General features: G+C 52.1%; 13 protein-coding genes. All 13 read left to right on the plus strand.

The genetic code is table 11. The features are described 5' to 3' along the window. The first annotated feature begins 852 nt into the window (after positions 1-852). The 13 genes from ACZRKZ_RS24565 (at position 853) to ACZRKZ_RS24625 (ending at position 15,229) form a co-directional block, all read left to right on the plus strand. Complete coding sequence (locus ACZRKZ_RS24565) at positions 853-1,608, plus strand: DotI/IcmL family type IV secretion protein (protein ID WP_172693419.1); 756 nt, start codon at positions 853-855, stop codon at positions 1,606-1,608. A 12-nt stretch (positions 1,609-1,620) separates the two neighbouring features. Continuing rightward, positions 1,621-2,826 (plus strand): DotH/IcmK family type IV secretion protein, encoded by a 1,206-nt coding sequence (locus tag ACZRKZ_RS24570; protein WP_254176737.1) that lies wholly within the window; start codon positions 1,621-1,623, stop codon positions 2,824-2,826. 7 nt (positions 2,827-2,833) lie between these two features. Next, positions 2,834-4,168 carry a conjugal transfer protein TraO gene (gene traO, locus ACZRKZ_RS24575; protein WP_463983017.1) on the plus strand — a complete coding sequence of 445 codons (1,335 nt, stop codon included), beginning with the start codon at positions 2,834-2,836 and terminating at the stop codon, positions 4,166-4,168. Between the two features lie 23 nt (positions 4,169-4,191). Further along, entirely contained in the window at positions 4,192-4,902 is a 711-nt protein-coding gene (locus tag ACZRKZ_RS24580) for a hypothetical protein (protein WP_172693421.1), read from the plus strand. A gap of 10 nt (positions 4,903-4,912) precedes the next feature. Beyond that, the gene (traQ, locus tag ACZRKZ_RS24585; RefSeq protein WP_172689333.1) at positions 4,913-5,446 is read left to right on the plus strand and encodes a conjugal transfer protein TraQ; all 534 of its coding nucleotides are present in this window, start codon (positions 4,913-4,915) and stop codon (positions 5,444-5,446) included. Between the two features lie 19 nt (positions 5,447-5,465). After that, positions 5,466-5,909 carry a DUF6750 family protein gene (locus tag ACZRKZ_RS24590; RefSeq protein WP_172689334.1) on the plus strand — a complete coding sequence of 148 codons (444 nt, stop codon included), beginning with the start codon at positions 5,466-5,468 and terminating at the stop codon, positions 5,907-5,909. Between the two features lie 45 nt (positions 5,910-5,954). Then, positions 5,955-6,680, plus strand: coding sequence for an HNH endonuclease (locus tag ACZRKZ_RS24595; RefSeq protein ID WP_172693422.1), 726 nt, complete (start codon positions 5,955-5,957; stop codon positions 6,678-6,680). 11 nt (positions 6,681-6,691) lie between these two features. Further along, a complete protein-coding gene (locus tag ACZRKZ_RS24600; protein ID WP_172693423.1) occupies positions 6,692-9,748 on the plus strand; it encodes a conjugal transfer protein TraU in 3,057 nt (1,018 codons plus the stop codon). After that, entirely contained in the window at positions 9,748-10,992 is a 1,245-nt protein-coding gene (gene traW / locus ACZRKZ_RS24605; protein WP_172693424.1) for a conjugal transfer protein TraW, read from the plus strand. The genes ACZRKZ_RS24600 and traW overlap by 1 nt, the downstream gene beginning before the upstream one ends. After that, positions 10,992-11,585, plus strand: coding sequence for a hypothetical protein (locus tag ACZRKZ_RS24610; protein WP_172693425.1), 594 nt, complete (start codon positions 10,992-10,994; stop codon positions 11,583-11,585). Before traW ends, ACZRKZ_RS24610 begins: the two co-directional genes overlap by 1 nt. Beyond that, positions 11,582-13,768, plus strand: coding sequence for a DotA/TraY family protein (locus tag ACZRKZ_RS24615; RefSeq protein ID WP_172693426.1), 2,187 nt, complete (start codon positions 11,582-11,584; stop codon positions 13,766-13,768). The genes ACZRKZ_RS24610 and ACZRKZ_RS24615 overlap by 4 nt, the downstream gene beginning before the upstream one ends. A 121-nt stretch (positions 13,769-13,889) precedes the next feature. After that, a complete protein-coding gene (locus tag ACZRKZ_RS24620) occupies positions 13,890-14,387 on the plus strand; it encodes a hypothetical protein (RefSeq protein ID WP_138962855.1) in 498 nt (165 codons plus the stop codon). Between the two features lie 38 nt (positions 14,388-14,425). Further along, a complete protein-coding gene (locus tag ACZRKZ_RS24625; RefSeq protein ID WP_172693427.1) occupies positions 14,426-15,229 on the plus strand; it encodes a hypothetical protein in 804 nt (267 codons plus the stop codon). Positions 15,230-15,376: the final 147 nt, after the last annotated feature.

The raw sequence follows: 15,376 nt of genomic DNA on the forward strand, positions 1-15,376 counted from the left end.
CAGGATGAGACGTGATGGCTCTTTTTTTTGCCCGGCGTTCGCCAGGGATTTTTTCGTACTCTTGTTCTTCAGCCTTGGTTGGCCGATCTCCTCAGAGTGGTTTGTATGGTTTCTAGAAGCCAAAGGCATCCACGGAAGAGAGGGGAGGGGGGGGTAAATTTCACTCCTCGACACCCTTTAAAAACACTTAAGTGGATCTAGATTCCGGCGAAGGCTAGAGCTTGCAAAAGCTCACGTCAACCCTCTGAAACCCGCGTGCGACGTGGCCTCCAGCATTTTCCAGCTAGTTATAAAATCTTTTTTTTTGTTAAATCTGTAAAGCAACGTGCGCGTGTTATGCGTAGCTCATGAGTGCTACAGGCCGCGTGGATATTGCGTCTGGGCATAACCGTGTGTCGGCGATATACGAAAGGGGCGTCGCCGATATACGACAAAAGCGTCGGCGATATACGAATAGAAGTGTCGGCGATATACGAGGGTATCCACAGGCAAAATAAATTTGTCGGCGATATACGATTCAGCCCCAAATCCCCCCTCCTAGAGCATTCACCAGCCATCAAGCCTCCGATATACCGACTACCCCCTTACAAACCCCATTTTTAGGGGGCTTTAGGCACCTCAAAGAGGCGCAAAACGTCGGTGATATACGACATTGCCTAAGAAACGTCGGTGATATACGAACGACCAAACCGACCAAATAGCGGCAATATGCCATCAATGGCAATTCCGTATCGTGCCTACCTTAGGAAGATGATTCTGTGTGCGACCCGTGGTTTAAGGCACTCAACATTGAACATTAGCTATTGACCGATTCCGCATCATGGTTAGAATACGGAAAACGGAGGGGACTTAATGACCGAATTGCGAGAGCCAACATCGGATGTTCAACGCGAAGCAGCGGTTGGCAGCGGCAGCGATTTGGGCCGTACAGAATATGAGCGAGAGCTGCTTGGGTTAGCGAAGACACTGCACCAGAACGTTGATGCGGTTGATCCAATGATTCGAGACCAGAAAGATCGCAAGCATCTCAGCAATCTTTCTGGCTCCCTTGCGAAATCAAACATGGTGTTGACCTGGGGACTTGTGGCGTCAGTAGCCCTCAACGGGATGCTCGGTTGGTTTGCTGTTCACCCAGACCGTCAATATTTTGCGGCTGATGGGACGCGAGTGATTCAGTTGGTACCACTTTCAGAACCTTATCTGAAGCCAGCCGATGTTATCCAGTTCGCCCGGGATGCCATCAACCGTTCGCTGACAATCAATTTTCAGCAGTACCGCGGCCAGCTGGAGGACGCACGCGAAGATTGGACTCGCGATGGCTTTAAGCAATTTTTGCAAGAGCTTGAAGCTAGGGGATACCTGGACTCGATCAAGACCAAGCGCATGAACATGACTGTTACAGCAGGTACAGGCGTGATCGTTAGCGATCGGCTTGTAGACGGCATTTGGGTACGCAAGGTGGAGCTTCCACTCGAGATAAAGCTGTCAGGACAGGTGACCGAACAACCAGCACAGAACTTTATCGCTGTTGTGACAGTTACTCGAATTCCCACCCTGGATTCCCTAGTGGGCGTCGCCCTCGACAACATCGTCATCAAGCCCCGTTAAGGGAGGAACCATATGAAACCATTTCAGCTTGTAATGCCGATGCTTGTCTTGGCAATCAACACAGCGTTCGCGCAAGAAGTGCAAGCACCACAAAGCGGTGACATGATCCCCGGCGCTGAGCAGCAGACGTTGCAGCAACAACCAGTGCCACAGCAACCAGCCCAACAACAAATGCAACAGCAGCAACCTGCACCGCATGCGCCTGGTCAGTGGGTTCAAGTGAAAGGCCCGGGGGTTCCTGGAAATTTTCCAGTGCCGCCAGGCCAAGCCAACACCAATGTAAATCCTCAGATGCAAAATGCGTTTCCGCAAACGAACTACGGCGCCGGGAATTACGCCGTAGGCGGTCAACCCCAGAACAACGTTGTAAACCAGCAGCAGCAAAATGGGGTCGCACCTCTGCCTCCATTGGAGGCACCAGCTGGATCTACCGATTTTGATGAAGCCATGAAAGTCGTGGCTCCTTTTGCTCCTGGGCAAATTCGAGAGATGCGGGGGAGCCTTGAGGAAACGAGAAAAGCGAAAGCCTATCAACCCGTTAGAGCTATCCCGAGAATTACGAGTGTCTCCGTAGACCTCAGTCCAGGCGCATCACTCCCAGTACTACGAGTGATGCCAGGTGAGATTTCTAACTTGGTAATCCTTGACTCAACCGGCGCGCCTTGGCCACTGGCAATCACCCCAAGGATTTCCAAAGATGACATTTTTACTGCCGAATGGATGAAAGGTTCGCACGTAGTCGTGGTGTCAACTACCTCCTCCTACGAATCAGGAAACCTCGCGCTTTTTCTGCAAGGGGCAACGACACCCGTTGTTGTAAAACTCGTTACTGGGGAACCTGACGGAAAGGGCGAAAAATCACGAATCGTTGATGCCCGCTTGGACATGCGGATCCCTGGCCGAGGTCCCAACGCCAAAGCGCCGCTGATGGGACCGGGGAAAATTGCTCTTTACGACGACACCCTTCAAGCCTTTCTTGATGGCATTCCGCCCAAGGATGCAAGAGCTGTAGTTGCGCACGGGGATGTTCCTACGCACACAAAAGTGTGGCAGTACAATGGCGACATCTTCGTGCGCACGCAGCAAGACATTCAAACGGCATTCGATCAAAGCTTAGCCTCAGGAGATGGAACCAAGGTCTATCGGCTTCCAGCAACTCCGTTCGTAACACTGTCTCAAATGGGCCAGTCAGTTACCCTTCAACTTGACATCAACTGAGGTCCATATGAGTACTCAAGCTGATATTGGTCGCCAAACCAAAGTTATTGTTGCCATCATAGCAGTAGTGCTCGTCGGTGGCGGCTATCTTGCTTACACTTGGTTCCAAAACCACAATGCAACCAACTCTTCCATTCGCGGTATCACTACAAACGCGAAGGGGACAAAAACGGAAGAAAGTGAACAATATCGTCAGGTCCTTAACCGATATAATCAGACAAACGCGCAGCAAGCTGAGTCTAGCGGTGGGTCCTACATGTCGGTAATGTCTGCACAGTCAGTTAAGCCCGAAACAAATAGTGCGACTCCACAGCAGCAGCCGCAACAAGTTACCTACTATTACCAGCAGCCACAGCAACAACAACAGGTAGTAACGCGGAATAAAGAATACGATAAACAGGTTGCCGATCAAGTAAAGGGGTTGATGACAGCATGGGTTGAAAGGCCGCACTCGTCAGTAAAAGTGAGTGAAGATGAAGCCTATACGCAATCGATCATGCCATCATCCTTGGCTGTTGCGGGAGTCTCAGGAGCGTCTAATCAACCAGCAGGCAATGGCACAGCTACAGCGAAAGCGCCGGACGTAGTGGTCATACCTGGGTTCACGCTTGCGCCTTCCATTCTCAAAACAGAGATTGATACTGACGAAAATTCAATGGTTCGTGCGGAGATTGCGGCTGGCCCATTTGCTGGAGCCGTTTGTTTTGCGATGGGTTACAAACGCATTAATGAAACTGTCGATATGACGTTCAGTTACATGGAATGGAAAGGCCACTCCTACAAAATTAATGCTAAGGCAGTGGATCCAGACAGCATGAGAACCGCACTTTCGGGCGAAGTGAATAACCGTTACTTCCAACGAATCATCCTCCCTGCACTTGCAGTTGCGATAGGCAAGACAGGCCAGCTCTACCAGCAGTCGAGCGCTCAGAATATTATCACCAGCGAAGGCGCAGTGATTCAAACCTATCCAGAAACACCAGACGGTGCAGCAGTTGCTGGAACATTTGTGGGTGGCATAGGACAGCAGGCCGGTAAGGTTCTCGCAAATGACGCCGCTAACATGCCGCAGAAGCAAGTAATCAGACCATTAGGCACAACAATCGGTATTCAATTTATCGGTCCGGTCATGGCCAGTGATGCATTGGATAAAAATGCTATTCAGGCAAACCAAAAAGATGAATTGAACACCTTGAGCCAGCCTGCTGGACAGCCTAAGCCTCAATATCGCTTGTCGCCTAGCGCAACAGGCAGCGGGGACGAAGAGGGTATGAGCGGCAGTTATCCGGGTTACACACCAGGACTTGGCCAACCCAACACTATGAATTCGACTCGGTACTGAGTCTGCGCTGAAAGGATGCCAACATGACAACACAGACAGCGGGCGACATTGATGTATTTGCTTCCCCAGCCCGGAAAGCAGGCGTAGTTCAACCGGACGCAGATCCGAAACCGACTCAAGAAGCTTCGCCTAAAAGAAAGATGAGTTCTTACGTTGAAAAGGTGAAGCCGTGGCACTTCATTGCCGTTGTCGCTGTGGTAGCTGCGATCTGGATCTTCGCGCCGAAATTTCTGCATTCAAGTGCTTCGATCCCTCAGGGACAACAGTTCACAGCCCAAAAAGCCCAACCTACGTACGAAGCGTATGAGCGTTCACACCCGGCGAACCCGGTTGAAGAACCCCAGAGCCCTCCAGCAGCTGTCAGCCAACAACTGGATTTAATCCAGGCTCAAGGCCAAATGGAGACTTTTGCCAAAACCACATCTGAGCTCCAAGGCCAGGTCCGTGAACTTCAGGCGAAAATTGCTGTGCTGGAGTCACGGCCTCAAGATGCTGCGCCCAAGGCTAAAGAAAGAGTCCAGGTCGCACGCAAACAACCTGTCGCCGCGGCTAGTTCCACTTCCAAGGCACTCGCTGGATACAGCATAAACACCGTGTATACAGATCAGGCCTGGCTGCAGCACGACCAGAAAACTTTCGTTGTCCAAGTGGGTGACGCTTTTGATGGAATCCGCATTCTTCGCATTGATCCAGTATCCCGCCAGGTTGATACAAACCTCGGCGTGATCCGCTAAGGAGTAAGTAATGGATCTCGCGAGCATGATCATTGCGGCAGCAAACTCGCTGACCGGTGTGATGTGGGCACTTCTGTGGAGCCTAGGCGCCTTAATAGGCATCCTCTACGCAGGCACAGTGCTTCGCAGGATGCAGCTCGCCAGTATTCAACCTGGGCGGCGTCCAATTTCTGCTGGCGGCACCATGATGGTCCTTATCATTGGTGCTCTCCTTTTTAACCTCTCAGGGACGATTGGTACCGTCTGGACGACTTTCTCAGAAGGCCAATCCAACTACGGCGCTATCTCTTGGAGCGGTGCAGAGCAGTTCGGTAAGTTCAAAGAGGCTGTGAATGCGGTACTAACTCTGGCAAGCCTCGCTGGTGGGTTCTTTTGCTTTAAGGGTTTATTGCTTTTGAAAAAAGCAAGCATCGATGGTGAGTCTTCCAACGGTGCAGACGATTTGATCTGGCGTGCATTGACTCACTTAATTGCAGGTGCTGGCTTAGTTCACGTCGACAAAATGATCGATGCGTTTCAAGAAACATTCAAACTTTATTGGTAGCCAACAACGGAGCGTTCTCATGAAAATTAATCCTTTTGAAGCAGTCGGTGATGCTGTGCGTAAAGCTCACGTGCATCTGATCACCAAGACCGATGAATACAGCCGTCATCCGGTTCAGCGTCGCATCATGATGGCAAGCGCAGGCCTGACCATGACAACCATGTTTGTCGCGCAAGCGCACGCAGATGGCTTTGCCGATATGGGTACGAAGGCAGCTGACCAGGGCGACTCCTTAAAAGACAGCTTCGGCAAACTTTTCGCCGTGATGGGGTTTGGTGGTGCGGGCTGGGGTGGCATGAACATGTGGAAAAAAACTCAACAAGGCGAAAACAGTCGTATCACCGGCACCCAAATATGGGGCCCGTTACTGGGCGGCGCGGCGCTCGGCGCAACTGGTTTCATGATGACTACTGCAGGTGAAACAGTAGGTATCGATGCTGGGCAGCAGGGCGTTGTACCTTAATTAACAGCAAGAACAGGCAGCCTCACAGGCTGCCTTGGAGGTTTGATGAGCAGCGTTGATAATCAGACAGACATGGTAGTCCCCGATGCATCGCTCGGTCGAAACTTCGAGCGCCCAGCGCTTCCCGGCATGACCTTGTCTACCAAAGCTCAAGTTTGGGGTGACAAAGAGCCGGGCGCGATGGAGCCTGGTAAAAAGTTGTTGAGCATCGAATTGCATGCTGAGGTGATACGCGAGAGCAAACATCGTTGTTACCTTTGTGGGTTTCCTTCGCAAAGTTTGGAAATCCACAACCTCAACCACAATCATCAGGACGTACGTAAGGAGAATCTACGCGCCGTAGATGCTCTGTGTCATGGCTGGCAGCATCTCGGGGAGTTAGGAGAGGGAAACGCATTCATTGGATACCTTCCAGGGCTAGTTGCTCAGGATGTAAATAATCTACAGCGATGCATATTAGTCGCCTTGGAAACTGGTGATGATGAAACTAAAGCCGACGCCAAAAAATTATTGAACTGGCTCGCTTCTCATAGACAGTACACCGAAGCCGCGTGGGGAACTTTCGAGCCTAGTGTATTTGCAAACGCATTAGTAAAAATGGAGGGAGTCGGTGCAGATGTTCACGGTGTTGTGTTTAGAGATCTTGCGGTAATTTTTAACCCTGGGACCTACAGCGCAAGCGCTCAAAAATGGGCTCATGATGCTTATAAATCTTCACCTACAGCATCCTGGCCTAACTTGTATCACGAAATTATGAATGCGCCGAGCTGAAGGGGAAGGGTATGGGAGTTCTGGAGAAATGCGTAGATGCTGTTGAAGGTGCAATTGAGTACCTTGCACGCCATCTCATTAACAAAGACATGACAAGCTACTGCGAACTGATGACCGCAGTAGGTGTGACCGATGAAGACATTCGGCGTTCTCCAGATTTGAAGGACCCGTACACGTTGGTCAACAATGGATACTCACTATTGACCGTTTTTGACCTCCAGGGCACTTTTCAGATGCTCTCAGAGGATGAATTTTCCGCAATGATCGACTCGTTGCGCGTCCGCATGACCGGTTACATGAAACGTTACGGGCATTCGCTGACCTTTTCATTTGAACGCGATCCCGAGCGCGCCAAAGATGAGTTGATGCGACTCGCGGAGCCATTGCTTAATACTGCACGTCGGATTGGACTTGATACCGAGGACATTATTTTAGATCGTGTCATGCGAAACTATCCACTGTGCTCTTGGGAACAGAATATTCTCGTCGTGTACACCCACTTGAGCGCTATGAGTTCAGAGGAACAAAAGCGCGAGATGAACGCGCTTACTAAAAACCTAGCTAAACATGATGTTCCTCGGACGCAATTTGGCCAAAATCCGGCGTTTGCCCTTTCCGCTTTGAAATATCGTCACGACACAATGGTCAAGCGCTTGCAGGATGATTTTGCAAACTGCGGAGTCGATGGGCAAAAAGGGATCATGATGAAACCCCTGACTGCGCATGAAGCAGTTAAGCGCGTCAGAATTATGATTAACCGCGAAGGTACTTCTCAGAAATTCCGCCCATCCCTACCTGGTGATCGTCATATTCCGAGCGGACCAGAGCGTTCTGACGACTATTCAGATCTGGTGCCTCCGCGCTTGAGTTATCAGATTTGCAGCAACAATGTTGAGCCGGATGGCAACTTTATTCGTACCGATAGACTCTGGCATGGGTCCTTCGGTATGGAACTTGGTCCGCAGGATCCTCTGCCATTTAAAGAACTTTTTAGCGCAGTAGATCGGGTGGTGCCATGGCGCATTCGATTTGACCTGAATCCCAGTGGGCTCAATGAAGTACGGATGCGCCGGATGGTTGCAGGTTTCGTAGGGTTATTGCCAAGCAACCGCTCGATACGTGAATCCTTTGCTGACCTTGAGAAACTACAAAAGGAAGAGGCGATTCTTTCTATGAAAGTGGCCGCTTCCACATGGGCTGAGGACAAAGACACTGTTAAGCAGCGTATGTCCTCGATGGAAAAGTCTCTCCAGTCTTGGGGTACATGTCAGGTTAGCCAGAATCACGGCGATCCGATGGCCGGACTTGCATCAACAATTCCGGCCTTCACCACCAAGAATACTGCGAATCGTTTGCTGCCCCCACTGCAGGATGCTTTGGCTATGCTCCCCCTGCAACGTCCTGCGACGCCTTGGGCAGAAACCGGTTCATGGATCCTCAGGACGCCTGAAGGCAAGATCTATCCTGTAGGTTTAGGTAGCAGCATCCAAGATACCTGGATCGAGCTGTTCTCAGGTATTCCTGGTTCCGGTAAGTCCGTAACGGTTAACACCATGAACAACGCTGCGATCCATCGGCCGGGAGCGATCCAACTTCCTCTGATGACTATCGTCGACGTTGGTCCGTCCTCTTCCGGACTTATCCAAGTCATTAGAGACTCGCTACCTGATCATCGGAAAAACGAAGCTGTATACCTCAAGCTGCAAAACAGTGTTGAGTACGCGGTTAACCCCTTCGATACCCAGCTCGGCGCGCGCGAACCAACAACACGCGAGCGGGAGTTTCTCGTCGATTTCCTTAACCTGCTATGCACCGATACCGATATCGGCCGCGCACCTGCCGAGGTTTCGCGTGTCAATGAGCGCCTCCTTACCCTGGTTTACGACGACAGAGCTGAGAACGGGGCTAATCAATACGAACCCGAGGTCGTACCGCTCGTTGACAAGATCCTTTTGGAGACCGGGATTCTGGCGGAGCATGACGAGAAATGGTGGTCCACTGCGACTTGGTACGAAGTGACAGACATGTTGTTCGCTGCGGGCTATGTTCAGGAAGCGACCATTGCTCAGCGGCAAGCGTCGCCGGTTCTGGCTGACTTCAACGCGATGCTGAACAACGAGAGCATTCGACAAATGTTTGGGACCATCCAAACGAAAAGTCATGAGCCTTTGCTCAATTACATGTCACGTTGTTTTGTGGTTGCTACTACGAGCTTTGCCCTGTTCTCGGGGCGAACCAGGTTCGACCTGGATGCAACAACCCGTGTTATCTCAATCGACCTTAACGACGTCATCGGCTCTAAAACTGCTGAGGGAGCCATTAAAACGTCCTGCATGTATCTCTTTGCTAGACAGCTGGCCGCCAAAAACTACTTTCTCCGAAAGGAGGAGTTGGTGAAGGTCGTTCCAGAGTTGTATGCGGAATATCACATCAAGCGTGCAGACGATGTGGCCTCACAACAAAAGATTATCGCTTATGACGAGTGGCATAACACTTCTGGACTTGAAGCTCCAGTTCAAACCGTCATTAAAGATGGTCGCGAAGGTCGTAAATGGGGTATCCGCATCATTGCAATTTCCCAATTTATGGGTGACTTCCCACAACCCCTTTTGGATGCATCGACGTCGGTGTACGTGCTCCGCGGTGGGAACCGGAGTGATGAAAAAGTGCTTCGTGAATCCTTCCAGGTCTCCGACCAGACCATCAGCGAGCTTCATCGAAAATGTGTCGGGCCGACCGAAGAGGGCGCAAACATGCTCGCCATTTTCAAAACCAACCAGGGCACCATCACGCAGATCCTAACGAACACCACCGGTGCTCTGGAGCTATGGGCTTTTTCTACAACCCAGCAGGACGTTTCGTTACGTACCGCGTTGTACAGCCGACTTGGCTCGATGGCGGCACGCAAGGTACTTGCTGCCAGGTTCCCCCTCGGTACCGCGAAAACCTACATTGAGCAGCTGGAGCTGCAAGCCGGCGCAGAACAAGCGAAATCGGTAGTCATGAACCTCGCTGATGAGATGACTGCCGAGTACCGAGCAAGCCGCAAAGCAGGAGCGCATATCTAATGAACGTACTCAAGTTTTCCCCTCTTGCACTTGCAATGCTGACGGTAGGAATGTTCGCCTCCAAGCCTGCCTACGCGATTTGCGACGGGTGTGTGGTCGGTGCTGTGGAAACCGCAAACCTCAGCATCACCTTGGCCGTTAACGCAACCACGGCTGCTGTAGGAGCCATGGCAACGTCTGTAAACACAATGCTGTACCAAGTCGGTACCGCTGTGACTCAGGGCAGCAGCAAAGTCGCTAATACCGTCGAAACTGCAGCCCGGGTTGATAGGGAGTTCGCAGCGACTCAAGAAAAGAACCGTCGCTATGAGGATGCACGCCAGCGTTACTACGTCTCCAATGCAATTTGCAGCGAATCCGCCTCCGGTGGCGCTATCGATGTCAAAGCAGGTGTAGCGGCTATCAAAACAACTATGCGGTCTGGTGGTGGTGGCAAAACCGAGAATCGCAAAATTGCACAAGCATTGACGTCGCCGGCAGCGCCCAGCGAGATCGATTCCATGCGTTCAGCGAGCATCCACGCTGACTACTGCGACACGGATGACTACGCTGCATATGGTGGGGCGAGTGCGTGCCCGAGCGTGTCGACCACAATGCCAGGTGCCGACAAACGCCTCGACTCCGTGATGATCGGCGCCGGTCCTAATGGCAAGAGTGCTGATCTCACTTTCTCCCAAGAGCAGACTGACGCTGCGTTGATGTATACCCAGAACTCGGCTCGGCGATCGATCGGCAGCCAGCTTCGCAAAGGCGAAGCTGAAAGCGAAGCTGGCTCGCAGTACATTGGACTCATGAATCAGTACAACTCGATCCTCTCGGCCGCTACTGATCCGCAGGACCAGCTGGTCGCTGATAGCCAACCAAACCCTGCGACCAAAGATCTGCTTGTCGACACGCTCAAGTCCTCCTCGGCCCAAGCGTACTACGCCAAAACCGCGTCTACTCAGGCAAAAGCAACCGGCACGATGTCGGCCCGGGAATTTGAATCGTTTGAAGTCGGACGTCGGTATGCCAATACCGAATACCAAGCAGATTTGCAGAACATGGAAGGTGACAACCTGCTTCGCGAACAGATCCGTGTGCAGTCTCAGACAAATTGGCTGCTGCTTGAGCTGCGCAACGACGTCCAGCGTGGGAACGTGATTAACGGATTAAACCTCGCTAGCGGTGCACGCTCGGAATTCGAGCCGATCCTGAGCCAAAAATACCGGGCTGTATCTGGCCATATGGGAGGCAGCAACTGATGACGGAACAACAGCCATCCAAGTCAAAGCAAGCTGCTTCTGTAGCGCTGCGCATCCTCCTCCCGTTCTGGTCCATGAGGCAAACCGTTCGGCTTGCAAAGCAGGAAGCTGCCAAGACAAAGGAAAATTGGGCAACCATCAAAGAAATGTCTGCTGAAGCGAAGCAGGCGTTGTTGCGCGGCGATGGTGAAGAGTCTGCAGAAAGTAAACCGCTGACGTTCGAGGAAGCGATGGCCAACCGCAAGCCTGGTGCGATGTCTGTAGAGCAGCTGCACCTCTATTTCTTGCGCAGGAAGCGTGCTGCGCTGCTTGCAGGGTCGATCTTTTGGTTGCTGGGGTTGATCGGAATCGTGACCGGGAGCATCGATGGTTCCACGAAAACAATTATCCAAAGTTTCTTGTCGATTGCGGCTGCGACTCCTCTTTTGTTCGCGCTCGCATTGAGCGCTCAGTTTCGCTTGTGGCAATTAGAAACCCGTCGTCTTTCCGTGAGTGAAAAAGGTGGGTTCAATGATTTCCTGAAAGAAAATCCAAACTGGTTGCTGAAAACGCTGAGCCCTCAATACGGCAAATCGAAAGGAGCACGGCTATGAAAGCAATTGTGAGTAAGAGCTTTTGGTTCCTGGTTGCGTGGGTTGTGTCTCTGCCAACTTGGGCAGCAGATGGAACAACCATCAGCGAGATATCAGCCGCGGCGAAAAGGACAGGTGATAAGTCCCGCGAAGCGCTGGTGGCGATCTACGGGAATGTCGTCAATAACCCATTAGCCGGGGGTGACACCAGCGGCGATACCATCCTTGCAAGCATTTTCCAGGTCTTCAATGGCGCACTGTTGGTGGTTGGGGCGATCTGGGCTTGCTATATCGTCTTCCGCAAGCTGACCCGTACGGCTCATGACGGTTCAGTATTCGACAAACAGCAAACGACCATCTGGGGGCCTGTACGCCTTGTTTGGGGGTTGGTCTCATTGGTACCAACTGCCAGCGGTTGGTCGTTATCACAGCTGCTTATGCTCTGGGGTGCCTCCGTCATGGGGATCGGTATTGCAAACCTCGGCGTCGATAGCGCGATGAGTGCATTCACCGACGGAACATCGATGGTCGTTCAACCCGTCATGCCTTCGACAGTTGGTCTTGCGCACAGCGTTTTCGAGGCAAATCTTTGCCTTCACGGTATCAATGCTGGCATTGCTCAAGCTCAAGCGAGCGGAGCCTTGGTGACCCAAAACGGATACGTGCAGCAATCAGCGACTCAAAGCGGCTTTATTCTCAAAAACTCCAGCTTCGTCTGTGGTGGTGCTGATATCCAAGGCGATCTGGAACCTCAGTCGGCTTCCACTGATTGGTTCGGCGGCACCATTGATGTATCAGATATTCGCCAGGCCCACCTTTCTGCCCTTCAGGCTATGCAAGCAACCCTAAGCACTACCGCTCAAAATTTCGTAAATGCTGTGATCCAACGTCAATCAGGGAACACTGCTTCCCTTCCTGACATTGAGATGGCCATTCAGTCTGCATCACAGGCATACGAGAACTCTGTCAACAGCGTGGCAGCAACCAAACAGGGCAATATTGGTGAGCTGGCCAGCAAGATGAATTCAAGCATCAAAGAGGCGGGATGGTGGACGCTGGGGGCCTGGTACCAAACGTTCGCACAAGCAAACACTAAGCTCTCCGATGCTATGGCTGCAAAAGCGTCAGTGTTCGGCATGTCCTCTGGTGGGGATCCAGCCATCGTAAACGTCTACGCCTCTGCAATGACGGCGTACAAGGCTCAGCAGGAGACCTCAACCTTCACCAGTACCTTGGGCACTCAATCCAGCGGTGACTATTCCAAAGGGGCTGGTGGTGCCGATGCGGGGAGCATCATTGGCAGTATCTTTTCCGCACCTGGTCAACGGATTGTCAATTACCTGGTCGACGTCAATGCCGGCGGCGAAGGCATGGGCCAAGTGAATCCGCTGATCAAAATGAAAAATCTCGGCGATTACACGATGGTGGCGGCCGAGACGGCCTTGGGTGGATACGTAGCTGCTAAAACGCTTGAAAAGGTCAAGGATGGTTGGAGTATCGCCGGTGCCTTCTCGAAGGTTGCGAACGCAGTAAGCTCTGTTGGTGATGCGCTTTCAGGGGTGCTTGGTGCTGTTGGCCCATTCATCATTATGCTCATCATCGCATTGTTTATTCTGGGCGGGACTCTCTCTACCTACCTGCCGATGGTGCCCTTCATCATCTGGTTTGGCGCTGCAGTTAATTGGCTGGTTGTGGTTGGCGAGGCTGTTATCGCGGCACCTCTTTGGGCTATCACTCACCTGACCGGTGAGGGTGATGGTATGGGGCAAAAGACAACCCACGGTTACATCTTTCTGCTCAATGTGATGGTGCGGCCGATCCTGATGGTTCTGGGCTTCTTTCTCGGTGGGGCAGCTCTGATCGCAGGCGGCACGCTGCTAAATCAGTTGTTCGGTGTGGCGCTGGCAAATGCGCAGTTCGACTCGACCACGGGGCTGTTCTCGATCATTTTCTTCCTGACTATCTACTGCTCAATGTGCTTGAACCTGGTGCATAGCTGCTTCAACCTGATCATGATTGTCCCGGACCAGGTCATCAACTGGGTAGGTGGCCACGCATCGGCAACCATGGGCCGTGATGATAACGAGAAGATGAAAAATGCCATGAACGTGTTCGGCAGCAAGCTGGAACATCTCGCGCCGCGCCCTGGGCCTGCTGGAGATCATAGAAAAGGGACAACAGGTGGTAACGGTATAAGATCTTAGGAATGACTAACGGGGCCTCTTGGCCCCGTTATCAATAGGGCTTTGACCTGTCAAGAGGTCGTGGTAGAATAAAATTATAGGTTCCGTATCGTATACATGATACGAAAACATGGAGATCATTATGAATATTGCATGGTGGGTTCTTCGACCGTTTTACCTGATGGGACTGGTACCGGTCGTTCCAGTCGCCTTGATCGCCTGCTTCGACTACCGCCGCGACCCCGACGTTGCAGGGATGTTGATTGTTGCTGGATTGCTCTACGTTGCGCTCGGGTACTTTTTGTTTGCTGCAGCACCAGGCATGTTGCGGCGCCGCTTGGAGCGACGTGTAGAGCGTTACAAACGTGAAGGTTTCAAACCTCGCTACGAAGCTTTCTCAGTGGCCTACAACCGGTATGTAGGTTTCGACCCGGTGGCAAAGAAGGCCTTGTACTTCGATATCACCACCGGTGGGGTGATGGTGGATTTCGACCAGATCGATAGCTGGGAGCTTAGCCCCGACAAAAGCCCTCATCCGCTGCTCAAACTTGTTACCCGCCTTCCAGATCTGAGGGAGATTGGTGTGAGAATCAATCGTCCAGGGGCTTGGAAGTCCGATATGCATACGTTGTTCGGGTGAACCGTACGACCGATCTACTCAAAGGAATGGAGCTTTCCATGACGTTTAAACTGACTGCGCTGTCTCTCGCAGCTTGCTGTCTCATGGTCGGATGCGACAAACCAAACACAGACCACGCAGCGCCTGCTGATTCCTCGGGGCCGTCTTCATTGCTCAACAGCCCTAAAGTCAGCAGTACGCCGCAGTCTAACCGCCCACGTGCAGTGCAGGCTCCTAGCTCAGCTGACACCTCAGTGTCTTTGAACGAGTACGTCGACCTCAATACGCTTCCAGGTGGTCAGGCGCTTACGTACCTGGTGCTGGCCAAGTCTGCGAGCAGCACGACATCCGAGCAGAAACTGAGCTGGTTATCCCCGGAATATCAAGCCACCTCGGACGCCTTCAAAAGACAGGATATCGAAAAGGCCAAATGGCCGGCGATACAGGCACAGCTGAACGGATACGCCAAAAACGATTATTACTCTCTCCCGATTAAAGGTTCATCGGTATCTGAGGGTATGGGAATGCAAAACGTCATGGTGGGTTCCTACGACTTCGCCAGTTCTACATTTCCGATCACCAGCTACGGCCAGTACTGCTGGGCTAACCCGGTGCGGAATAACGTAGGAATGAACCTGCAGATCCAGCCTTCCCAGTTCCCCTGCAGCATAAAAATCCCAGACCAAAATCAAGCCCGGGAGATCGAGCAGGCGAGGGCGCAGGGCACACTCGATTTGCGGGGTACGCTGTACCTGTACATTCCAAAATCGTCCGGCATGACAGCTGCTGGTGAGGTTGTGCACGGTGTCATCGAGCTGCGCGATCGTCAGTCTTCCAAAGTACTAACGACCGTCAATTTGTGATGGCCACCGTACCCACCGGAGGTGCTTATGAAGCAATTAGTGAACCGCGAGCCCTGGTGGGAGTTACCACCGAAGCCTGGGCAAAGTGAAAACGACTGCAGTTGGGGCTACCTGGAGCAATACGACGACGGTTCGTTCAGGTTCGAC

Source organism: Pseudomonas sp. c313, assembly GCF_055407145.1.

Coding starts and splice junctions, on each gene's coding strand:
- ACZRKZ_RS24580 (WP_172693421.1), top strand. CDS start 4,192: ATGACAACACAGACAGCGGGCGACATTGATGTATTTGCTTCCCCAGCC.
- ACZRKZ_RS24595 (WP_172693422.1), top strand. CDS start 5,955: ATGAGCAGCGTTGATAATCAGACAGACATGGTAGTCCCCGATGCATCG.
- ACZRKZ_RS24610 (WP_172693425.1), top strand. CDS start 10,992: ATGACGGAACAACAGCCATCCAAGTCAAAGCAAGCTGCTTCTGTAGCG.
- ACZRKZ_RS24620 (WP_138962855.1), top strand. CDS start 13,890: ATGAATATTGCATGGTGGGTTCTTCGACCGTTTTACCTGATGGGACTG.
- ACZRKZ_RS24600 (WP_172693423.1), top strand. CDS start 6,692: ATGGGAGTTCTGGAGAAATGCGTAGATGCTGTTGAAGGTGCAATTGAG.
- ACZRKZ_RS24615 (WP_172693426.1), top strand. CDS start 11,582: ATGAAAGCAATTGTGAGTAAGAGCTTTTGGTTCCTGGTTGCGTGGGTT.
- traQ (WP_172689333.1), top strand. CDS start 4,913: ATGGATCTCGCGAGCATGATCATTGCGGCAGCAAACTCGCTGACCGGT.
- ACZRKZ_RS24590 (WP_172689334.1), top strand. CDS start 5,466: ATGAAAATTAATCCTTTTGAAGCAGTCGGTGATGCTGTGCGTAAAGCT.
- traO (WP_463983017.1), top strand. CDS start 2,834: ATGAGTACTCAAGCTGATATTGGTCGCCAAACCAAAGTTATTGTTGCC.
- traW (WP_172693424.1), top strand. CDS start 9,748: ATGAACGTACTCAAGTTTTCCCCTCTTGCACTTGCAATGCTGACGGTA.
- ACZRKZ_RS24570 (WP_254176737.1), top strand. CDS start 1,621: ATGAAACCATTTCAGCTTGTAATGCCGATGCTTGTCTTGGCAATCAAC.
- ACZRKZ_RS24625 (WP_172693427.1), top strand. CDS start 14,426: ATGACGTTTAAACTGACTGCGCTGTCTCTCGCAGCTTGCTGTCTCATG.
- ACZRKZ_RS24565 (WP_172693419.1), top strand. CDS start 853: ATGACCGAATTGCGAGAGCCAACATCGGATGTTCAACGCGAAGCAGCG.